The sequence below is a fragment of the Nonlabens sp. Asnod3-H03 genome (assembly GCF_045063665.1).
GTDB classification, from domain to species: domain Bacteria; phylum Bacteroidota; class Bacteroidia; order Flavobacteriales; family Flavobacteriaceae; genus Nonlabens; species Nonlabens ulvanivorans.
On the sequence record NZ_JBEFOD010000006.1, the window covers coordinates 20,619 to 42,394 of the forward strand.

The window sequence follows — 21,776 nt, forward strand, 5'->3', positions numbered from 1 at the left end:
ATTAATCTTTTAAATCTTTTTCATCATACATATCGTCAAAACTTGACTCATCCGTTTTACTAGTGATTCCCAGCCAGCCCTTAATCTTTATAATTAAAGTTTTATAAAAAAGAACAAATCCTGCAAATGCAGCTATTGCTGCTTGAGCAATCATCATTCCCAAACCTGCATCGATGTAGAGTAGAGTATTCATATGTGCAATATAAACTTTTATAAATCATCAATAAAAAAAACTGCCTTCAATTGAGAAGGCAGTTCTTTATAAATGAATATAGTTTTACACGCTTTCGCGAAAGCGTAAATAAAACTTTTACTTAGGGTCTAAAATTAAATCAATACGTTCCACTAAATCTTCTAAATGTATTTTAGAAAGTTGGTCTCTTGTGCGGCCTATGCTTCTTTTTGCATCTGATCTTAACTGCTTTAATTCTGCACGTACAATTGGACGTATATCACTTTGTTCAACATCTATAGAACTACCACCAAAACGACTTCTAGGCTGTTCATTATTCATAATAAATTCTAGACGCTCCACATAAGCACGTTGTAAGTTACGACGGTACCTATCAATTGTCTGACCTTTAGAAAGCTCGCTAAAAATTCCTTTTCTTAAATCTTGCATCATTTCCAAAAGCCCATAAGCACTGGTTCCATTAACTTCTTCATTTTCCATTAGACGCGCCATGCGTCCAAAGTCTAGTAAGTTGTTTAAAGTACGAACTTGTGTGCTACGTATACGTTCAATAGCACCATCAGACTCAAATTTATTAAAGATGTCTTGATCTATTAACCATTCAGGAGTGCTGAACAATTCCTTCTGTAAGAACTGCATAGCTCTTGTTTGCTTATCTCTAGAGGCATGCTCGTAAACGGCACCTTCCTGACCATATGCTTTATAGGTTTCTTTTACTCCACCAATATTACCTGTTACATGTCCCATATATCTATTGTACTGTCCTAATACCTGACCATACATAGTCTCTAGGTTATCAAAATTCTCACCTTCTTTACCTGTCCATTTCCCTAAATTAGGAATTATTCTTTGAAGGTTTTTAATTCCATAAGTGCTTGCTCTCATTGAGTCATCACCTAAGTCTTCAGTCTGGCTAGTGTGGTCAACAACACCAAATTGTTGACGTCCAAAACGATATACTGGATCACCTGCTTTTTCTAGAATCCATTGATCTAGGATAGTTTTCTCTTCAAGAGCTGTTTTATCCAATATAGGTTTATAACCCCATGCAATAGAGTATTTATCATAAGGTCCTATATTAGGCATCAGGGCAACGTCACCATCGCCAGGTTGAGCGATGTAATTAAAACGTGCATAATCCATAATAGAAGGAGCTGTACCGAACTTTTTGGTGAATTCTGGGTCTCTTAAGTCTTCTACGTTATAGGCAATTGAGCTACCCATATTGTGAGGTAATCCTAGTGTGTGTCCTACCTCGTGAGAGCTCACAAATCTAATGAGACGTCCCATAACAGCTTCATCAAATTCTGTAGATTGAGCATCTGGGTTGATAGCTGCTGTTTGTACAAAGAACCAGTTTCTAAGTAAAGTCATAACGTTGTGATACCAATTAATATCTGACTCAAGGATTTCACCACTACGTGGATCTGATACGTGTGGACCATTTGCGTTAGGAATTGGAGAGGCTAGGTATCTTACCACAGAATAACGTACATCTTCTGGACTCCAATCTGGATCTTCCTCTTTAGTAGGAGCGTCTGCAGCGATGATTGCATTTTTAAAGCCAGCAGCTTCAAATGCGACTTGCCAATCTTCAATACCTTGTTTGATATATTTTCTCCATTGTTGTGGCGTTGCAGGGTCGATATAATAAACAATTTGTTTTTTAGGTTCCACAAGTTCGCCCGCTTTAAATTTTGCGATGTCCTCGTCTTTAACTTCTAGTCTCCATCGGTCTAAATAGCGTACTGTTTTAGTTTCTTGAGCATCTAGCCCATAGTCTTGTTGCCCTCTAGCAAACCATCCTACACGCTGGTCAAAGTAACGTCGTTTCATAGGTTCTTTAGGAAGTAATATCATCGAATTACTCATTTCTAAAGAGATTGATCCAGTACTGCTGTTAGACGGTGGAGAGCTAGCTAGATACGTTTTTACATGTCTAGATTCTATATTTAGAGGGTATGATCTTAAGGTATCAATATATGAACGTTTCTCGTCTAGACGTGTGGCTTTATATCTAGTACGTGATCTTTTAGGGAATCCTATAGACGGTACATCTTTACTGAAGAAGTCCGTTACATCAATCACAACATTGTTATTAATGCTATCTTTTTTAATAGCCTGTATAGGAAAAGAGTAGAGGATAGGTTCAAAATTTGAATTTTCTACAGCCATACTTACAGGTAAAGAGTCTGCAGCTACTACTTGATGAGATACTACTCTTAAAAGGACGTTGTCATTTTTACGTTGCCATCTTAGTGTTTCTGTATTTTGCTTTCCACCACCGAAGCCAAGTCCAGATGCTGTTTTTGCAATACGAGTTACCATAAGCATTTCTCTATTAAAAAGACTGTCAGGTATTTCATAGAAGTACTTATCTTCTACTTGGTGAACTGTGAATAGTCCTTCATCACTTTTAGCATCCTTAGTAATTACCTTGGTGTAAGGTTGGATACCACCTTTCTTAGGTTTTTTCTTCTCAGCTCCTGCAGTTGCTGATTTCTTACTTGATTTTTGTGAACCACAACTGGTTGTTATAGTAGCAGCAAAAACGAGTAACGTCAATAGTTTTATTATACGCATCATTATAGATTTTTGGTGGCTACAAGATATTGTCTATCGGTATAATAAAATCTTAATGTAGCGTTAACAACTATTTAAAATAGAAAATAAAAAAAAGCCATCTCAATAGAGATGGCTTTTTAAATATCTATGAAATGATTTTACATCATTCCACCCATGCCGCCTGGCATACCAGCTGGCATTCCTCCTCCAGCATTTTCTTCTTTAATTTCTACTAGAGCGCACTCAGTAGTAAGAATCATTCCAGACACAGAAGCTGCGTTTTCTAGAGCAACACGTGTTACTTTTTTAGGGTCAATGATTCCTGCTTTTAACATATCAACATAGGTGTCGTTTTTTGCATCATAACCTTGGCTTCCTTTTGATTCTAGGATCTTAGATATCACAACGCTTCCTTCACCACCAGCATTTTCTACGATTGTTCTTAGTGGAGCTTCAATAGCTCTAGCAACAATAGAAATACCTGTTTCCTCATCAGAATTGTTTGCCTTTATTTTAGTCAGTACAGCTTTAGCACGTACTAAAGCAACACCACCACCAGCAACAATACCTTCTTCTACAGCTGCACGTGTAGCATGTAGAGCATCATCTACGCGATCTTTCTTTTCTTTCATTTCAACTTCACTTGCTGCACCTACGTATAGAACAGCAACTCCACCAGCTAGTTTTGCTAGACGTTCCTGAAGTTTTTCTTTGTCATAATCAGATGTTGTATTCTCTATTTGAGACTTAATTTGTCCTACACGAGATTTAATATCAGCAGCTTTTCCACTACCATTTACAACTGTGGTATTGTCCTTATTGATATCCACCTTTTCAGCAGTACCTAGCATTTCAAGAGTTGTGTTTTCTAAAGTGAATCCTCTTTCTTCAGAGATTACAGTACCGCCAGTTAAAATAGCAATATCCTCTAACATCGCTTTTCTACGGTCTCCAAAACCTGGTGCTTTTACAGCTGCAATTTTAAGTGAACCTCTCAATTTATTTACAACTAATGTTGCTAGAGCTTCTCCGTCTACATCTTCTGCAATGATAAGAAGTGGTTTTCCGGTTTGAGCTACAGGCTCTAGAACAGGCATTAATTCTTTCATCGTTGAAATTTTCTTATCAAACAATAAAATATAAGGGTTGTCTAACTCAGTAGTCATTTTTTCTGAGTTGGTAACAAAGTACGGTGAAAGATAACCACGATCGAACTGCATACCTTCTACAACATCTACATACGTTTCAGTTCCTTTAGCTTCCTCAACAGTGATAACACCTTCTTTACCTACTTTACCGAAGGCTTTTGCAATTAAATTACCAACGACATCATCGTTATTTGCAGATATCGATGCAACTTGTTTAATCATCTCGCTAGAATCACCTACTTTTTTAGATTGTTTATCTAGATCAGTAGTAATAGCTTCAACAGCTTTGTCGATTCCGCGTTTCAAATCCATAGGATTAGCACCGGCAGCAACGTTTTTTAAACCTTCTTTTACAATTGCTTGAGCTAGCACAGTAGCGGTAGTAGTACCATCACCAGCTAGGTCATTTGTTCTAGATGCTACTTCTTTTACCATTTGAGCACCCATGTTCTCTAATTCATCTACAAGCTCAATTTCTTTTGCTACGGATACACCATCTTTAGTTACTACTGGTGCTCCAAAAGATTTCCCTATAATCACGTTACGACCTTTAGGTCCTAATGTTACTTTAACTGCATTTGCTAGAGCATCAACACCTCTTTTAATGCCGTCTCTCGCTTCTAAATCAAATTTTATTTCTTTTGCCATTTTGTGTTGTTTTGTGGAGTGCTCATACAGCACTCTAATTTTTTAATTAGTATTCTAATTTGAAAAATGTAATGAGTTGTGTGTTTCGCTTTCGCGAAAGCGTATTCGATAGATTAAACAATCGCTAAAATATCGTCTTCTCGCATCATCAAATACTCAGCGCCATCTAGTTTAAGCTCTGTACCGCTGTACTTTCCGTAAAGTACAGTATCACCTACTTTAACGGTCATGTCATAATCCTTCTTTCCTTTTCCTACTGCTACAACTTTTCCTTGTTGAGGTTTTTCTTTTGCAGTGTCAGGAATGTAAAGGCCAGATGCTGTTTTTTGTTCAGCTGCCATAGGCTCGATGAGCACTCTGTCTGATAAAGGTTGAATTTTTAATGCCATTATATTAGAATTTTAATTGATTTAATTTGAACTGCAACGTTCCATAAGTATGCCATTTAAAATAGCATGACAAAACATCATAAAAAAAATATCCAACCGGTATGGTTGGATATTTTGTCAGTATTGAAATGTCGTAATGACTATTCTCCATCTAACGGAGTTGCTGTGTCATCTGTCGTTGTCGGAACTGGATTTGCAGCAGGTGTTTCAACATTATTAGTGTCTATAATATCTCTATTTGCAGATGTTTTTTCTGTAATTAATACAGAACTTGCAGCTAGGATTAATACTAATAGTAACGTAGAAAGAACCCAAGTACTTTTATCTAAAAAGTCTCCTGTTTTTTTTACACCACCTAATTGTTGAGTGCCACCACCACCAAAACTTGATGAAAGTCCGCCACCTTTAGGATTTTGAACCATTACTACTACTATGAGTAAAAAGGCTACAACAACGATTAATCCTAAGAAAAGATAAAATAATGTGCTCATTTATATATTGCTTTGTAAATTCTTAATTTCACGAATTCGGTCTGCAAAGAAACCACTTTTTTCTGGATGCTGCAAAACTAAAACCTGATAAGCTTGAATAGCTTTAGGATAGTTGTTTTGCGCAAGATAAACTTGTGCTAGAGTTTCAGTCATCAACTGGTCTGATGGTGTTTGTAAATCTGCAATATTTGTGCTAGAAACTTTATCCTTTCTAGGTTTTATTTTAGGTTTCTCTGCTAGGAATTGATCAATGATAGCCATTTTTTTCGCTTTTTCGGTATCCACTACTGGTGCAGTCTCAGTATCATCATTTGGGCTTTTATTAGTAACCTCTATTTTTCTGTTAATTGGTTTTAAAGAAGTCAATTTTAACCATTCTGCAAAACTGTATGATTCACTTTGATTAAATTTAAGTGGCTCATCGACGATGCTCGTAGTATTTGTAGGTCTTTCAAATAAATCTTTATCAAGCGTGTTTTTGAAATCTACACTACTATTAAAATCTTCTTCCTTAATATGAATCGACTCTATATCTACAGGTATTTCTTTTAAGTAATCTTGTTGATTCTTAATTTGTTGACTAATTCTATTTTGAACAAAAATAGGAGACGTTATAAAATCAAATAGCACACCTCTATCTACGGTGTGTGTAGCTGTGATTTGTAATTCCTTATTATATAATGGACTACTCTCGTTATGTAAACCTTTAAGATGTACACTGCGCGCCGCTTGAAACCATGGAAATTTTTTAATTGTGTTTTCAAGTATAGAAAGGTCATCTACCATCATTTCATGAGGTTTGTTGAGCAATTCATTAATGCGAGAATATTTATCTACCATTGCGCAAGTGTGTCTGCAAAAATATCTTGCGTTATTTGGTCAAAGATAATTTCTAATGCGGTATCTAAAGCAGCTCCTTGAAGTTGTGTTGTCGCTGCATAATCATAGAAAAAGCTGTATTTTTTTTCAAAGCTAGCTTCGTCATCTTTAGTGTTTGTAAATCTTAAATTTACTTCAATGGTAACACGGTTTTGAGATGCTGTATTGCTGGCGGTTGCTGTCATAGGAGCGATGTAGAATCGAGTGATTTCTCCTTGATAAACATAATCTCCATTTTTATTAACTAGATCTAGACTACTCTGGTTTAATATAAGATCCTGTAGTTCTAGTGTAAATGTTCTCTCAATACCAGGTTCTACATATGCTGCTTGATTTTGAAAAAAATCAACTTGATATGTTTTGATATTATCAGGTATTGATACGCCTGATAAACTGTAGCCAAAACCACATGAAGTAATACTTAACAATAGTGTCAAGCCCAATAGTGCTCTTAGGATTTTATAAATCATATTGCTTGATTTTACGATAAAGTGTGCGTTCAGAAATACCTAAGTCATCTGCAGCAGCTTTACGTTTACCTTTATGACGTTCCAGCGATTTTTTTATTAATTCTATTTCTTTATCCATTAAAGATAGAGATTCTTCTTCTTGTACTTCTTGTGCAAAGTCATAACGGTCATTTTGTGCTACCGGCTCTACAAAGTTAGACTGTGGTTGTGCGTCAAACGATGGTGTGTCTACTTGCGTGACTTCATATGCTTGATCAATAACATCTTCATAGTCGTCTCCTTTTGTATCCTCACCGTAAATGCGCTTTATCAGGCTTTTGTTTTCTTCTTGGACATCATTAATGTCACCTTTAACCATTAATTCATTAGTTAATTTTTTTAGGTCATTTAAATCATTTTTCATGTCAAAAAGAACCTTGTAAAGAATCTCGCGCTCATTAGCAAAGTCGCTGTCACTTTTCTTATCAGAACCTATTACTGCAGGTAAGTTTTTCCCAGCGTCTGGTAGATAATTACGTAAAACAGCTGCGTTAATATTGCGTTCTTTTTCTAGAACGCTAATTTGTTCTGCTATGTTGCGTAATTGTCTAATATTACCGCTCCATCGATAACTTTCTAATAGTGAAATTGCGCCTTCGTCTAATCTAAGTGTAGGCATTTTATATTTCATTGCAAAGTCTGATGCAAACTTGCGGAAGAGTAAGTGTATGTCTCCTTTTCTTTCTCTTAATGGTGGCAGGTTAATATCCACTGTACTTAATCTATAAAAAAGGTCCTCTCTAAATTTTCCTTTCTCGATAGCATCAGTCATGCGCACATTAGTTGCTGCTACTATACGAACATCTGTTTTTTGAGTCGCTGATGACCCAACCTTTAAAAACTCACCATTCTCAAGAACACGCAGTAAACGTACCTGCGTAGGAAGTGGTAGTTCACCTACCTCGTCTAAAAAGATAGTTCCTCCATCTGCAACTTCAAAATATCCAGATCTAGTAGATGTTGCTCCTGTGAACGCACCTTTTTCATGACCAAAAAGTTCTGAATCAATCGTTCCTTCTGGGATAGCACCACAGTTAACAGCAATATATTTGCCGTGTTTACGATGAGATTGAGCGTGTATAATTTTAGGTATACTTTCTTTACCTACACCACTTTCTCCAGTAACTAGTACAGATATGTCTGTAGGAGCTACTTGAATCGCTTTTTCAATCGCACGATTAAATCCTGGATCGTTTCCTATAAGTTCAAAACGCTGTTTAATTGATTGTACACTTTCCATAATTACTCAGTATCAATAGTTAATGGGCCTTTCATATCTGAGTAGCCTACAGCTTCACCTATTAATGTTGCGCTTGTACAATCTGTAATTTTAACGTTGACAAAATCACCTACTTTGTAGTTTTCCTTAGGGAATACGGCAACATAATTTTGAGAATTACGACCTGCCCATTGTGTGTCGGATTTTTTAGACTCCTTTTCAATAAGACATTCTACTGTTTTACCTATAAAGTATTGAGCTCTTTCTAATCCAGTCCTTCTTTGTACTGCGATAATTTCATTTAGGCGTCTGCTTTTTACCTCTTCAGGAACATCATCTTCCATTTTACGAGCAGCCATGGTTCCTGGTCGTTCTGAATATGCAAACATGAATCCGTAATCATACTTTACATATTCCATTAAGCTCAATGTGTCTTGATGATCTTTTTCTGTTTCTGTAGGGAAACCAGTGATCATGTCTTGTGATACAGCGCATTCAGGTATAATAGCATGTACTCTATCTATAAGTCTCATATATTCTTCACGAGTATGTAGACGATTCATCTCTTTTAAAATACGATCACTTCCAGATTGAACGGGTAAATGAATATAGTTGCAAATGTTCCTGTGTTTTGATATAGCATGTAAAACATCGTCACTGATATCTTGTGGATTGCTTGTTGCAAAACGAACTCTTAAATTAGGATATGCGGTCGCTACTTGATTTAATAATTGAGCAAAATCAACAGCTGTAGCTTGAGCCATAGGTGTTGCTTTTGAAAAATCTTTTTTTAATCCGCCTCCATACCATAGGTAAGAATCTACATTTTGTCCTAATAAGGTAACTTCTTTGAAACCATTTTTGATTAAATCGTTAATTTCTTCTAGAATACTTTGTGGATCACGACTGCGTTCTCGACCACGAGTAAACGGGACGACACAAAAAGTACACATATTATCACAACCACGTGTTATAGACACAAATGCAGTCACACCATTGCTGTTAAGTCTAACTGGTGCAATGTCACCATAAGTCTCTTCCTTAGATAGAATTACATTTACGGCATCTCGTCCTTCGTCAATTTCAGCGACTAGATTAGGTAAATCTTTATATGCATCAGGTCCTACAACCATATCTACAATCTTTTCTTCCTCTAAGAATTTTGACTTTAGACGTTCTGCCATACAGCCTAGAACACCTACTTTCATATTAGGGTTTTGTCTTTCTTTTACTCGATTGTATTTTTCTAAGCGTTTACGCACTGTTTGCTCTGCCTTATCTCTAATAGAACATGTGTTTACTAGAACTAGGTCAGCTTCTTCCAGTACATTAGTGGTGTTAAAACCTTCTTTTGCAAGAATAGAAGCTACAATCTCAGAATCTGAAAAATTCATTTGACAGCCATAGCTTTCTATATATAGTTTACGACTATTCTTACCATTGTTTTCCAATTGTATCGTCGTTCCTTGTTTTTCTTCTTCTATAATCTTTTCCATCTACGTTACCTCATTAATAAGCGTGCAAAGATACTAATTTTACTTGTTTTGTGACATATTGTCATATAATTGCTTTTTAAATTTTGCTTTCGCGAAAGCGTGAACCACTTAGTTAATCACGCTATTCATAATCTGTGTTAGGTTATTAAAATGTATAGTGTATTATCGTCCTTATTATATAACCTACCGATAGTGAACACATTGAGTGTTTGCGATGTGTTTTAAATGATTGGGAATTAGACTTTTGCAGAACTAAAAAAAAATACACATACCTTTGCATTCCAAAAATTCAAATCTGAATGGCAAAGAATCTTGTAATTGTAGAGTCGCCGGCAAAGGCAAAGACCATAGAAAAGTTCTTAGGTAAAGACTATAAAGTAGCATCCAGTTTTGGTCACATAGCTGATCTTCCTGCAAAAGAATTAGGTGTTGATGTAGATGATGATTTTACTCCTAAATATATAGTTAGTTCAGATAAGAAAGATCTGGTCAAGAAACTTAAGAAAATGGCTGCCGAATCAGAAATGGTATGGCTAGCGAGTGATGAGGATCGAGAAGGAGAGGCCATTGCATGGCACCTTGCAGAGCAATTAGATCTTAAAAAAGATAAGACTAAGCGTATCGTTTTTAACGCTATCACAAAAAGTGCGATTCAAAAAGCTATTGAAAATCCTCGTCAAATCGATTATGATTTAGTGAATGCCCAACAAGCACGTAGGATTTTAGACCGTATTGTAGGTTATGAAATATCTCCGATTTTATGGAGGAAAGTAAAAGGTGGAGCTAGTGCTGGTCGTGTACAGTCTGTTGCGGTGCGTCTAATCGTAGAGCGCGAAAACGAAATAATCAATTTTAAAAGTGATAATTTTTTTAGAATCGATGCCGATTTCAATACTAAGGACGGAAGTCTTTTAAAAGCAAAATTACCAGGGAATTTAAATTCTCTTAAAGAAGCTCAAAGCTTTCTTGAATTAAATAAAGGAGCGCAATTTGAGGTTGCAGATTTAATTAAAAAACCTGCTACTAAAAGTCCGGCACCGCCATTTACAACATCCACCTTGCAGCAAGAGGCTTCTCGTAAGTTGTTTTTTAACGTAAGTCGTACAATGCAACTTGCGCAACGATTGTATGAGGCTGGTTTAATTACTTACATGAGAACAGATTCTGTGAATTTAAGTAATGAGGCAAAAAAAGGTGCTCAGGCAGAAATTGAAAGTGCTTATGGTACAAAGTTTCATAAAGAGCGCAACTATAAAGGAAAGTCTAAAGGTGCTCAAGAGGCTCACGAAGCTATTAGACCTACAGATTTTGCAGTTCATAGTGCGGGATTAGATAAAGATCAGACGCGACTTTATGAGTTAATATGGAAGCGTGCTATAGCGAGCCAGATGAGCGATGCAAAGCTTGAACGTACTAACGTATCTATAAGTGCAAACACTCATGATAAGAATTTTACTGCTAGTGGTGAGATTGTAAAGTTTGAAGGTTTCTTGAAAGTGTATTTAGAGAGCACAGATGATGAAGACTTAGAACAACAAGGGTTATTGCCTGCACTATCGATAGGGCAAGATTTATTAAATAAAAAAATCACTGCTACAGAGCGCTTCTCTAGACCACCATATCGATTTACAGAGGCTTCTTTAGTAAAGCAGTTAGAAGAGTTAGGTATAGGTAGACCTTCTACTTATGCTCCTACTATCACCACTATTCAAAATAGAAAGTATATCGAGAAAGGAGTGTCTTTAGGTGAAGAGCGATCTTATGTTCAATTAACCCTATCTAAAGATGATATTAAGGAAAAAGAACTTACAGAGAAAACAGGATCTGATAAAGGGAAATTAATACCTACAGACGTTGGTCGAGTTGTGAATGATTTTCTTGTTGAGCATTTTAGTAATGTATTAGACTATAATTTCACAGCAAAAGTAGAAGAGTCTTTTGATAACATAGCAGAAGGTAAAGAGGAGTGGACAGATATGATGAATCACTTCTATAAAGGTTTTCATCCTACGGTAAAGGATGTTGCGGAAAATGCTGAGCGCGAAGTTGGAGAGCGAGTTTTGGGTACAGATGCTAAAACAGGAAAGCCGATTAGTGTGCGTTTAGGACGTTTTGGTGCTATGGCTCAAATAGGAACGGTAGAAGATGAAGAGAAGCCGCAATTTGCAAGTTTGTTACCGTCACAATCTTTAAATACCATTACGTTAGAAGAGGTGTTGGATTTATTTAAACTGCCCAGGACAGTTGGAGAATATAATGGTTTTCCAGTTGAGGTGAATCAAGGACGTTTTGGTCCTTATGTAAAATTCAATGAGAAAACGTTTGTCTCTCTTGAAGAAGGAGATGATCCTATGACACTTACTTTTGAAAGAGCTGCAGAGTTAATACAACAAAAGGAAAAAGCTGATGCGCCTATTTATATGTTTGAAGAACAACCAGTGACAAAAGGTGTTGGTCGTTTTGGACCATTCATTAAATGGGCTGGAATGTTTATATCAGTAAATAAGAAGTACGATTTTGATAACCTTTCAAATGATGATATTGAGCAATTGATCAAAGATAAAATTCAGAAAGAAAAGGATAAACTTATCGTTAATTGGGAAGATGAAGGTATAAGAATTGAAAAGGCTAGATGGGGAAGACACAACGTTATTAAAGGTAAAATTAAAGTTGAGTTAGCCAAAACTATTGATCCGCTCTCTATTACTTTAGAGAAGGCAATAGAATTAGTGGCAAAGAAAGCTCCTAAGAAAAAAGCGGCCGCAAAGAAAAAGCCAGCAGCAAAAAAGAAGCCAGCAGCAAAGAAAAAAACGACAAAGAAGTAATTTTCAATGGCATTTGAGTTTCTAAAACCAGTTAGTGATGAAGTGCAAGCTCATGCAATGTTGCAACCACAGCATGCAATAGGTAACGTCATTAAAATACATACCGCGCATACTGGGCTGCCACAATTAAAAGGTGTTCAGATGGTGCTAGTAGGTGTTTTAGAGAATCGTCGTGATGAAAATGCCTTATTGCAGATTAAAAATGTTGATCAGGCTAGAAAACAATTCTATGAGCTATTTCCAGGTAACTGGCTATTAAATATTGTGGATATGGGTGATGTTCACCCAGGTGATAGAGTAGAGGATACCTATTATGTCTTACAGCAATTAACAGCAGAGTTATTATCAAAGAAAATAATTCCAATTTATTTAGGTGGTAGCCAGGATTTAATGTATCCTATATATAGAGCCTTTGATGATATTAAATACATGATTAATGTGGTTAACGTTGATTGTAGATTTGATATTGGTGATATTGAATTACCTATAAGTTCTAGAAGTTATGTTGGGAAGATGGTAGCAGACCAACCGTATAATTTATTTAATTATAGCAATTTGGGCTTTCAGACATATTTTAACAGTCAAGATGAAATAGAGCTTTTAGAGCGCATGTATTTTGATGCTACTCGATTAGGTGTTCTTGATGAAGATATAAAATTGGCTGAGCCAGTAATGCGCGATGCAGACGTGGTTGGTATAGATATGGCTGTGGTTAAGGCTGGTGATACTGCTTTTGCGAAAGCGAATCCAAACGGGCTTAACGGTAAGCAAATTTGTAGTTTATCGAGATATGCAGGTATAAGCGATAGAACACAAGTGTTTGGGATATTTGAAATTCCAATTGATGCCAGTTTAACAGGTTCGCAACTTATTGCAGAAATGATTTGGTACTTTATAGAAGGTTATAATTATAGAGCAGGAGAGCATCCTGTTAATGTAGAAAATGGTTATTTAAAGTATCGTGTGCCCATTGAAGATGAGGTTCTAACATTCTATAAGTCTAATAAAACTGGACGATGGTGGATAGAGTTGCCTTTTCTTTCAAATGTTAATAATAAACTAAAACAACAAACGTTATTACCATGTACTCGCAAGGATTACGAACTGGCTTGTGATCAAAATTTGCCAGAGAGATGGTTAAAAGCGAGAAGAAAGAATGAAGTATAGCGTATTAATGCGTAATTTGTCAAACTAAATTTATTTGGTAAAAAAAAGTTGCCAGATATATATATTTTAGATAGGTTTACGACCTTAATTCATAAAGAAAACATAAAATACCCTTATGAAAAAGTTATTTGTCCTAGCAGCAGTGGTTGCTTTTCTAGCAAGTTGTGGTCGAGGAGACCGCGGAATGGTGGTTGGAGCCAAAGGAAAAGCATGGCATCCTGAGAAGCCCTACGGTATGACGTTAGTACCTGGTGGAGCATTCATCATGGGTAAGAGTGATGATGATTTTGCCGCTACTAACAATGCGCCTACCAAAACAGTGACAGTTCCTTCATTTTACATGGATGAAACTGAAATTACAAATGCAGAGTATCGCCAGTTCGTTTACTGGGTAAGAGATTCTATATTTAGAACTCGTCTAGCGATTATGGCAGATGATAATGGTTCTACTCCTGGTGATGATGGTATCGGTGAGTTTGCATTCTTAGATGCAGACGAGAGTACAGATTTGACTCCATGGGAACAGTATTATCAAGATAATTATGCTGGTATGGGAGAGACTGGATATGAAGGTCGTAAATTAAATCACGATGTTGATTTGATTTGGGATACAGAAGATATTCCAGATGAATTCTATGCAGAGGTTTATGATTCAATGTACATTCCTTTTGAGGAAATGTACAACGGGCAACGTACACTTGATGTGAAGAAATTAGTTTTTACTTATTCAGAAATGGATATTCAAAAAGCTGCTCGTAATCCTAGAGATAAAAGAAGTAAGTATATCACTCAAACTCCAGTAGAGATCTATCCAGATACTACCGTTTGGATTCGTGATTTTAATTATTCTTATAATGAGCCTATGCATAATGATTACTTCTGGCACGAAGCTTACAGCGATTATCCTGTTGTAGGTGTAAACTGGAAGCAGGCTAAAGCATTCTGTCAATGGAGAACTTTATATCATAATGCTTTCAGAAAAGAGCGTGGTCGTCATAATGTAAATGCATACCGCCTACCTACTGAGGCAGAATGGGAATATGCCGCTCGTGGTGGTCTAGAAGGAGCTACTTATCCATGGGGTGGACCTTATGCTAAAAACGATAGAGGTTGTTTCTTAGCTAATTTCAAACCGTTACGTGGTGACTATGCAGCAGATCAAGCATTATATACTGTTGAAGCTCGTTCTTATGAGCCTAATGAATATAACTTATTCAATATGTCAGGTAATGTTGCAGAATGGGTGAATTCATCTTACGACGCAGGTTCTTATGAGTTTATGTCTTCTATGAGTCCCGTTGTGAATGATGAGAACAACATGCGTAAAGGTGTGCGCGGTGGATCTTGGAAAGATATTTCTTATTTCTTACAAGTAGGAACTCGTGATTATGAATATGCAGATTCTGCAAGGAGCTATATTGGTTTCCGTACTGTACAATCTTATATGGGAACTGACGTTACTCTTAACGCAGCTACCAACTAAAATAAAATTTAACTACTAACTTAACTAAACCCTTATTAAAATGGCACAGTCTAAAACAACAAAGAAATTATTTAACATGGCTTACGGTATCGGAGCCTCAGTAGTAATCATTGGAGCATTATTTAAAATTCTTCACTGGGAACTTGATTTAGGATTTACTAAACTTACTGGTGGAACGTTACTTGCTATTGGTTTGATTACAGAAGCATTGATTTTCTTTATCTCGGCATTTGAGCCAGTTGAAGATGATTTGGATTGGTCACTTGTTTATCCAGAATTATCTGGTGGTCAAACTATCGCTAAAAAAGGAAAGAAAGAAGAGCCTCAAGATGCTCAAGGATTACTTTCTAAGAAATTAGATGAAATGCTTAAAGAAGCTAAACTTGATGGTGAATTAATGTCTAGTTTAGGAAACAGCATCCGTTCTTTTGAAGGAGCTGCAAAAGGTATCGCTCCAACAGCTGAAGCAATGTCTTCAACTAAAAAATATTCTGAAGAAATGGCTCTTGCTGCAGCGCAAATGGAATCATTAAATAGTCTTTATAAAGTACAAGTAGAAAGTTCTACTCGTCAGGCTCAAGCTAACGAAGCAATTGCTGAAAATGCAACAAAACTTCAAGAGCAAATGGCTGGACTTACTAATAACTTGTCTTCCCTAAACGGCGTTTATGGAAACATGTTAGGTGCAATGAAAGGATAATTAGCAATAATTATAAATTAAAACTATTAATAACAGCTAATTAGAATATTATGGCAGGAGGAAAACAGTCCCCAAGGCAGAAGATGATTAACCTGATGTATCTTGTATTTATTGCGATGCTTGCATTAAATATGAGTAAAGAGGTTCTTCAAGCTTTTGGTCTGATAGAGGAAAATTTAAGTTCAAGTAATACTGCACTAGCTGCAGTAAATTCAAATTCATTAATTGATTTGAATCAAAAGGCAAAAGAAAAGCCGGCACAGTATCAAGCTGCTGCTGACCGAGCTCAACAGGTTTCTAAATTAAGTAATGACTATAATACCTATTTAGAAGGTATTAAAGAGATGCTTACATCAACTATAGAGCCTGGATCTGAGAAGGATTACCAAGTTCAGGATAAGACAGATATTCTTGATAATGCTTTCTTTCAAGGTGATAAGTTAAGTCCAGCAGGTGAAGAATTCAAAACTAAGATGGCTAGCTACAAAGCTGATATGGTTGCTGCCTTAGGTGAAGGTTATGATGATGTTAAGGCTGAATTAAATAAGAAGTTCAGTACTGGTGATGTTAAGGATCGTGAGAATATCGATCGTGAATATATGGAGTACAACTATAAAGGTTACCCTTTAATCGCTTCTAAAACTAAATTAACGTTGTTACAAAATGAGATTCGTAATATTGAGTCTGATGTAATGGGGCAGTTAGTTCAAGGTGAGCTTATTAAGATTGCTTCTATGAATAACTATAAGTCAATAGTTAATCTTGATAAAACTGCTTTCTTTAATGGTGAAACAGTTACAGGTACAGTAGTTTTAGGTCGTTATGATGATACAACTGTTCCTAATAAAGTTGTAATCAATGGTCAGGAAATACCTCAAGCAGATATCGTTAATGGTCAAATTCCATTAAAATTAGGTTCTGGTAGTGTAGGTGAAAAGAAAATCACTGGTTATATGGAATTTGTTGAAAATGATTCAATTATTAAGATTGATATTGAATCAGAGTATGCTGTGATCCCTAAGCCTAATTCTGCAACTATTTCTGCAGATAAGATGAACGTTGTTTATCGTGGTGTTGATAACCCAATGACAGTTACTTTTGCTGGTGTACCTAGTAATAAAGTTAATGCATCTGCACCTGGTTTAACTAGAAGTGGAAATGGTTATATCATGAAGCCTACATCTGGTAAAGAGGTTAAGATTACTGTTACTGGTGAATTACCTAGTGGAGAAAGAGTGTCAGATTCTGGGACTTTCCGTATCAAGGATCTTCCAAGACCTATCGGTACCATTAGTAGAGAATACATTGATGTTAAGAAGAACAGATCTAACCTTGCAGTTTCTACTGTTGGAGCAACTTTTGGTGATGATTTTGACTTTGAATTAACACCACGTGTAACAGAGTTTTTATTTAAAGTTCCTGGAGCGCCTTCTGTAAAGGTTTCTGGTACTAAATTAAATAGTGCTGCCCAAGGTAACTTGAGAAAAGCACGTAAAGGAGATATCGTACAGTTTGCTGGTATTAAGGCAACTGTTCCAGGAGTAAAGCTTAAAACAGTTACTCCAGTAGCGGTAGAGTTATTAGATTAATTATTGAAAAAAAGAGATATGAATAAGTTATTTGTTTTTGTATTGGGATTAATGTTGACCTCGTCAGCTTTTGCTCAAAACAATATACTTAATGCAAAGGATCCTAATGAGATAGGTAAGAAAACTGCCTCTCAAACGGAAAACGATAATGATACACCTTTACCTTATGGTTTCATTGGTGATCGTGACGTACTTTGGTCTAGAACTACTTGGGAAAAGATAGATCTTGATGAAAGAGTGAACTTTCCATTGTATTATCCTATTGATACTAATTATGTAGGTAAAGAGCGTCGTGCATTATTTCACGTGATTGCTGCAGCTGCAAGAAATGGGGAAATAGATCTTTATTCAGACTCTTATTTTAATGAAAAAAGAGAATTCGCAGATATTGAAACTTCACTTTCAAGAGTAGATACTTCAGACTATGGTATTGAACAATTCAATGCTGAAGGTCGTGTAGATGCTGAGTATATCACTAAAACTTCTATAGGTGCAGATAATGTATCTGCATACAATGTTAGAGGTCTTTGGTATTTAGATACACGTCAAGGTGAGATGAGATATCGTATATTAGGAATAGCGCCAGTGACTCCAGATGTTAATTTTATGGATGATCCTAAAGGAATTGAGTTGTTTTGGATTTACTATCCAGATGTACGAGAGTTATTGCATAATGCAAAAGCTTTTAATACACTAAATTCTGCTAAGCCTATATCTTTCGATCATATTTTAAACTCGAGAAGATTCAGCGGTGTTATCTATAAAATGGATAACGTACACGGTGATCGTAAAATTGAAGCCTATATAGCCGATAATTCTATGATGCAATTATTAGAATCTGAAAGACTTAAAGATATCGTTAGAAATAAGGAAATCGATATGTGGAACTATTAAGTTCTATATGTAATTGAAAAATATAAACGCCTTGCTTAGCAAGGCGTTTTTTTGTTTAATAGATTTATTTAGGTAGTACCTTTGATTTATGAAAGATGTGATAATAGTAGGAAGTGGAATTGCAGCTTGTTCTCTTGCATGGCAATTGCATCAACAAGGTAAAAGCTTAACGTTAATTTCGGACCGTAAAAAGGGAAGTAGTTCTGTTGCAGCTGGTGTGTATAACCCAATGGTATTAAAACGATTTACGGCTGTTTGGAACGCTGGTGTTCAACTTGAAGTTTTGAACAACATGTTCGATTATGTGTTAGAGAATACAGATGTAGATGTTCGTACACCGATTACTGTCGCTCGTAGGTTTCATGATGAAAAAGAATCTTTAACATGGATTAAGAAGTCAGTTAGAGAAGACTTAAAGATGTTTATGAACTCAACAGTTCAAAAGATTGATATCAATGGAATAGAAGCTTCTTCCGGATATGGTTTAGTGAATGGAACGGGTTGGGTGGATACTATTAAGTTCATGTCGCTCACGTTATCTTTTTTTGAATCCTTAGACTCTGTTAGTCTTGAAACCTTTGATTATAGTTGTTTAGAGACGGCCCATGACTCTGTAAGTTATAAGTCTTTGAGTGCTGCTCATATTATTTTTGCAGATGGTTATCGCATACTCGATAATCCCTATTTTAATCAATTGCCTATTCAAGGTAATAAAGGAGAAGTACTTTTGATAAAAATCCCGGGCTTAGAATTAGACTATATTCTCAAATCTTCAGTTTTCTTAATGCCTTATAAAGATGATTTGTTTTGGGTAGGTGCTACCTATGATCGCGATGATCTGGTTGACGTAGCTACCTTGGCAGGAAAAGAATTTTTAACTACGCGTTTAGAGCGTTTTATGAAATTACCTTACGAGATTGTAGAACATAAACACGGCATTAGACCTACAACCATTGATAGGCGTCCTTTTGTAGGTCATCACTCGATTGATGAGAATGTATGGGTGTTTAATGGTATGGGTAGTAGAGCGGTTCTTATAGCGCCGTGGGCATCGTTACAATTGATCGGTCGCATGTTTAACAATCAGTCATTACACAAAGAGATAGACATTAAAAGATTTGAGAAAGTCAATTTGTAATGTTTTACAAATTCTTTTTAGCTTTTTCTTTATCATAGTCCATAAAAATATTAATCCATATATTTCTTGAAATTCGGATTACAATAGGTAGACTAACAATTGAGATGAACGTGATTACTAGAAATATGTTCCACCTCGATAAGTTCAGTAAGAAGTAACATATAACAAATGCAGCCATGGCTATCGCAATACCTACACCATAACTCACATACATAGAACCATAAAAAAAGCTAGGTTCTATCTTATATTTTGTATCGCAATGAGAGCATCTCTCGTGCATCTCTTGCGTTTTACTTGGATTATACAAATTTGAACTCGTGTACATCGATTCATTTTGACATACTGGACAGGTTCCTGTGAAAATACTGTATAATTTTGTTCCTTTTAGCATCAGAAAGCTTTAGTGTTTATGCGCAGTTACGCATCTTTGCAAAGATACAAAAACCACTATGCTCAATATTCACGATTTACATGTTAGTTTTGGCGGCGAGCCATTATTTGAAGAGATAACCTTTAGACTCAATGGAGGAAATCGTGTAGGGCTTATTGGTAAAAATGGAGCAGGTAAATCTACCTTATTAAAAGTAATTGCTGGAGATCTAGAATACGATCAAGGTCAACTTGCCATGGAAAAAGGTACGAGCATTGGTTTCTTGCGTCAGGATATTGATTTTGAAAAAGGCCGTACTGTACTAGAGGAAGCATATACCGCTTTCGCGAAAGCGAGAGAAATAGAAGCAGAACTGGATCAAATAAACGTCCAATTAGCAGAAAGAACTGATTATGAATCTGATTCTTACTCAAAGCTTATTGAGGACATGAGTACTTTAACTCATGAATATGAAATTATAGGTGGATATCAATACAAAGGTGAAACAGAAAAGATACTAAAGGGACTTGCTTTTAAACCAGAGCAATTTGGAATGCTTACAGATGAGCTTTCTGGTGGATGGCGCATGCGCATAGAGCTTGCAAAACTCTTACTAGAAAATCACGATATTTTATTACTTGATGAGCCTACAAATCACCTGGATATCGATTCTATTTTATGGTTAGAGCAATTCTTACAGACATATCCTGGTGCAGTGGTAATTGTAAGTCACGATAAAATGTTTCTTGATAATGTGACTAACCGTACTATTGAAATTAGTTTGGGACGTATATATGATTATCCAAAACCATATACAAAATTCCTTGCACTACGTGCTGAAATGCGCGAGCAACAAGAAGCTACATTTAAGAATCAGCAAAAAGAGATTGAACGTACTGAGAAGCTGATTCAAAAATTTAAAGCTAAAGCAAGTAAGGCTACCATGGCTCAATCACTAGTTAAAAAGTTGAATCGCATGGATGTGGTGGAAATTGAACAAACTGATAATGCAGCGATGAACATCAACTTTGCTAAGTCTATACAGCCCGGTAAAGTGGTTTTAGAGATTGATAAAGTTAGTAAGTCTTATGGTGAAAAAAAGGTACTGAGCGATGTAGATTTAATGATAGAAAGAGGTGCTCGTGTTGCTTTTGTAGGTCAGAACGGAATGGGGAAATCTACCCTAGCAAAAATCATAGTAGGCGAGATAAAAGATGCTAGAGGTGAAGTCAATCTTGGACACAATGTGCAGTTAGGGTACTTTGCCCAGAATCAAGCTGAATATCTAGATGGAGAAAAGACAGTCCTAGACATTATGATAGATGCTGCAGATGATGGAAATCGTGTGAAGGTGAGAGATATGCTAGGTTCATTTCTGTTCCGCGGTGATGAGGCAGAAAAAAAGGTGAAAGTATTAAGTGGTGGTGAACGCAATCGATTAGCGCTTTGTAAACTGCTATTGCAGCCATTTAATGTTCTTATTATGGATGAGCCTACTAACCATCTAGATATTCAGTCTAAGAATGTTTTGAAGGCAGCTTTGGTTAAATTTGACGGGACACTTATCGTCGTGTCGCACGATAGAGAGTTTTTACAAGGTCTTACTGACGTTGTTTATGAATTCCGTGATCATAAATTAAACCTGCATTTAGGTGATATAGACTATTATCTTCAGCAGCGCAAGGCTCAAGACATGCGTGAGATTGAAAAAGTTACTGAGGTTAAGGTTGATCCGCTTTCTCGAAAGCAAGAAACAGAAAAGAAACAGCTTTCATACGAAGATCAGAAAAAACAAAAGTCTTTAAATAATCGCCTGTCAAAAGCAGAGTCAGAAATCAATAATCTAGAACGAGAGATTAAGAAATTAGATTATGAGCTAGCAGCAAACTATGATGAACTGGCTGCAAAGCCAGGTTTTTTTGATGCTTACCAAGCAAAAAAGAAAGCATTAGACGAATGGATGACAAAATGGGAAGACATCTCTGAACAGCTCGATAAATTCTAAATACCTTTAAGTAAATTTTAACCTCTTAAGAATAGACCTTGAGTAGTTTTACAAGTCTAAGTACCAAC

General features: G+C 36.1%; 18 protein-coding genes. 8 read left to right on the forward strand and 10 right to left on the reverse strand.

From position 1 onward, the window contains the following. Nucleotide 1 precedes the first annotated feature (1 nt). The 9 genes from ACJJVI_RS00190 to miaB all read right to left on the reverse strand — a co-directional run bounded on the left by ACJJVI_RS00190 (nt 2) and on the right by miaB (nt 9,537). The gene (locus ACJJVI_RS00190; protein ID WP_036579901.1) at nt 2-193 is read right to left on the reverse strand and encodes a hypothetical protein; all 192 of its coding nucleotides are present in this window, start codon (nt 191-193) and stop codon (nt 2-4) included. A 117-nt stretch (nt 194-310) separates the two neighbouring features. Continuing rightward, a complete protein-coding gene (locus ACJJVI_RS00195) occupies nt 311-2,779 on the reverse strand; it encodes a zinc-dependent metalloprotease (RefSeq protein ID WP_397301393.1) in 2,469 nt (822 codons plus the stop codon). A 137-nt stretch (nt 2,780-2,916) separates the two neighbouring features. Further along, the gene (groL, locus tag ACJJVI_RS00200) at nt 2,917-4,554 is read right to left on the reverse strand and encodes a chaperonin GroEL (protein WP_405349623.1); all 1,638 of its coding nucleotides are present in this window, start codon (nt 4,552-4,554) and stop codon (nt 2,917-2,919) included. A 113-nt stretch (nt 4,555-4,667) separates the two neighbouring features. After that, nucleotides 4,668-4,943, reverse strand: a complete 276-nt coding sequence (groES, locus tag ACJJVI_RS00205; protein WP_036579909.1) for a co-chaperone GroES — start codon at nt 4,941-4,943, stop codon at nt 4,668-4,670. Between the two features lie 140 nt (nt 4,944-5,083). Continuing rightward, nucleotides 5,084-5,434 (reverse strand): preprotein translocase subunit SecG, encoded by a 351-nt coding sequence (gene secG, locus ACJJVI_RS00210; protein ID WP_036579911.1) that lies wholly within the window; start codon nt 5,432-5,434, stop codon nt 5,084-5,086. Further along, a complete protein-coding gene (locus tag ACJJVI_RS00215) occupies nt 5,435-6,274 on the reverse strand; it encodes a tetratricopeptide repeat protein (RefSeq protein WP_405349626.1) in 840 nt (279 codons plus the stop codon). It abuts the gene before it with no gap. Beyond that, on the reverse strand, nt 6,268-6,783 hold the full coding sequence (gene lptE / locus ACJJVI_RS00220; protein ID WP_042270638.1) for an LPS assembly lipoprotein LptE: 516 nt from the start codon (nt 6,781-6,783) through the stop codon (nt 6,268-6,270). The genes ACJJVI_RS00215 and lptE overlap by 7 nt, the downstream gene beginning before the upstream one ends. After that, nucleotides 6,773-8,062, reverse strand: coding sequence for a sigma-54 dependent transcriptional regulator (locus ACJJVI_RS00225; protein ID WP_036579919.1), 1,290 nt, complete (start codon nt 8,060-8,062; stop codon nt 6,773-6,775). The genes lptE and ACJJVI_RS00225 overlap by 11 nt, the downstream gene beginning before the upstream one ends. Before the next feature lie 2 nt (nt 8,063-8,064). Then, nucleotides 8,065-9,537, reverse strand: coding sequence for a tRNA (N6-isopentenyl adenosine(37)-C2)-methylthiotransferase MiaB (gene miaB, locus ACJJVI_RS00230; RefSeq protein WP_317290147.1), 1,473 nt, complete (start codon nt 9,535-9,537; stop codon nt 8,065-8,067). Between the two features lie 299 nt (nt 9,538-9,836). Here miaB and topA point away from each other — a divergent pair, with 299 nt between their 5' ends. From topA to ACJJVI_RS00265, 7 genes are all read left to right on the forward strand, one after another. After that, a complete protein-coding gene (topA, locus tag ACJJVI_RS00235; RefSeq protein WP_405349631.1) occupies nt 9,837-12,362 on the forward strand; it encodes a type I DNA topoisomerase in 2,526 nt (841 codons plus the stop codon). Between the two features lie 6 nt (nt 12,363-12,368). Continuing rightward, a complete protein-coding gene (locus tag ACJJVI_RS00240; protein WP_036579928.1) occupies nt 12,369-13,529 on the forward strand; it encodes a formimidoylglutamase in 1,161 nt (386 codons plus the stop codon). Between the two features lie 115 nt (nt 13,530-13,644). Beyond that, nucleotides 13,645-15,012 (forward strand): gliding motility lipoprotein GldK, encoded by a 1,368-nt coding sequence (gldK, locus tag ACJJVI_RS00245; RefSeq protein ID WP_036579931.1) that lies wholly within the window; start codon nt 13,645-13,647, stop codon nt 15,010-15,012. A 40-nt stretch (nt 15,013-15,052) separates the two neighbouring features. Further along, complete coding sequence (gene gldL / locus ACJJVI_RS00250; RefSeq protein WP_036579933.1) at nt 15,053-15,712, forward strand: gliding motility protein GldL; 660 nt, start codon at nt 15,053-15,055, stop codon at nt 15,710-15,712. Between the two features lie 50 nt (nt 15,713-15,762). Next, nucleotides 15,763-17,301, forward strand: coding sequence for a gliding motility protein GldM (gldM, locus tag ACJJVI_RS00255; protein ID WP_036579936.1), 1,539 nt, complete (start codon nt 15,763-15,765; stop codon nt 17,299-17,301). 18 nt (nt 17,302-17,319) lie between these two features. After that, nucleotides 17,320-18,195, forward strand: a complete 876-nt coding sequence (gene gldN, locus ACJJVI_RS00260) for a gliding motility protein GldN (RefSeq protein ID WP_006795966.1) — start codon at nt 17,320-17,322, stop codon at nt 18,193-18,195. 88 nt (nt 18,196-18,283) lie between these two features. Beyond that, nucleotides 18,284-19,333 (forward strand): NAD(P)/FAD-dependent oxidoreductase, encoded by a 1,050-nt coding sequence (locus tag ACJJVI_RS00265; RefSeq protein WP_405349634.1) that lies wholly within the window; start codon nt 18,284-18,286, stop codon nt 19,331-19,333. 4 nt (nt 19,334-19,337) lie between these two features. Here ACJJVI_RS00265 and ACJJVI_RS00270 read toward each other — a convergent pair whose 3' ends face one another. Then, nucleotides 19,338-19,724 carry a DUF983 domain-containing protein gene (locus ACJJVI_RS00270; protein ID WP_036579942.1) on the reverse strand — a complete coding sequence of 129 codons (387 nt, stop codon included), beginning with the start codon at nt 19,722-19,724 and terminating at the stop codon, nt 19,338-19,340. Nucleotides 19,725-19,782: 58 nt separating this feature from the next. Between ACJJVI_RS00270 and ACJJVI_RS00275 the strand changes: the two genes are divergently transcribed. Beyond that, on the forward strand, nt 19,783-21,708 hold the full coding sequence (locus ACJJVI_RS00275) for an ABC-F family ATP-binding cassette domain-containing protein (protein ID WP_405349638.1): 1,926 nt from the start codon (nt 19,783-19,785) through the stop codon (nt 21,706-21,708). The last annotated feature ends 68 nt before the right edge of the window (nt 21,709-21,776 follow it).

Excerpts from the sequence above, each read along its gene's own strand:
- ACJJVI_RS00275 (WP_405349638.1), top strand. The coding sequence starts at position 19,783 with ATGCTCAATATTCACGATTTACATGTTAGTTTTGGCGGCGAGCCATTA.
- ACJJVI_RS00240 (WP_036579928.1), top strand. The coding sequence starts at position 12,369 with ATGGCATTTGAGTTTCTAAAACCAGTTAGTGATGAAGTGCAAGCTCAT.
- ACJJVI_RS00225 (WP_036579919.1), bottom strand. The coding sequence starts at position 8,062 with ATGGAAAGTGTACAATCAATTAAACAGCGTTTTGAACTTATAGGAAAC.
- ACJJVI_RS00190 (WP_036579901.1), bottom strand. The coding sequence starts at position 193 with ATGAATACTCTACTCTACATCGATGCAGGTTTGGGAATGATGATTGCT.
- gldN (WP_006795966.1), top strand. The coding sequence starts at position 17,320 with ATGAATAAGTTATTTGTTTTTGTATTGGGATTAATGTTGACCTCGTCA.
- ACJJVI_RS00265 (WP_405349634.1), top strand. The coding sequence starts at position 18,284 with ATGAAAGATGTGATAATAGTAGGAAGTGGAATTGCAGCTTGTTCTCTT.
- secG (WP_036579911.1), bottom strand. The coding sequence starts at position 5,434 with ATGAGCACATTATTTTATCTTTTCTTAGGATTAATCGTTGTTGTAGCC.
- ACJJVI_RS00270 (WP_036579942.1), bottom strand. The coding sequence starts at position 19,724 with ATGCTAAAAGGAACAAAATTATACAGTATTTTCACAGGAACCTGTCCA.
- topA (WP_405349631.1), top strand. The coding sequence starts at position 9,837 with ATGGCAAAGAATCTTGTAATTGTAGAGTCGCCGGCAAAGGCAAAGACC.
- lptE (WP_042270638.1), bottom strand. The coding sequence starts at position 6,783 with ATGATTTATAAAATCCTAAGAGCACTATTGGGCTTGACACTATTGTTA.
- ACJJVI_RS00215 (WP_405349626.1), bottom strand. The coding sequence starts at position 6,274 with ATGGTAGATAAATATTCTCGCATTAATGAATTGCTCAACAAACCTCAT.
- gldK (WP_036579931.1), top strand. The coding sequence starts at position 13,645 with ATGAAAAAGTTATTTGTCCTAGCAGCAGTGGTTGCTTTTCTAGCAAGT.
- gldM (WP_036579936.1), top strand. The coding sequence starts at position 15,763 with ATGGCAGGAGGAAAACAGTCCCCAAGGCAGAAGATGATTAACCTGATG.
- gldL (WP_036579933.1), top strand. The coding sequence starts at position 15,053 with ATGGCACAGTCTAAAACAACAAAGAAATTATTTAACATGGCTTACGGT.
- miaB (WP_317290147.1), bottom strand. The coding sequence starts at position 9,537 with ATGGAAAAGATTATAGAAGAAGAAAAACAAGGAACGACGATACAATTG.
- ACJJVI_RS00195 (WP_397301393.1), bottom strand. The coding sequence starts at position 2,779 with ATGATGCGTATAATAAAACTATTGACGTTACTCGTTTTTGCTGCTACT.
- groES (WP_036579909.1), bottom strand. The coding sequence starts at position 4,943 with ATGGCATTAAAAATTCAACCTTTATCAGACAGAGTGCTCATCGAGCCT.
- groL (WP_405349623.1), bottom strand. The coding sequence starts at position 4,554 with ATGGCAAAAGAAATAAAATTTGATTTAGAAGCGAGAGACGGCATTAAA.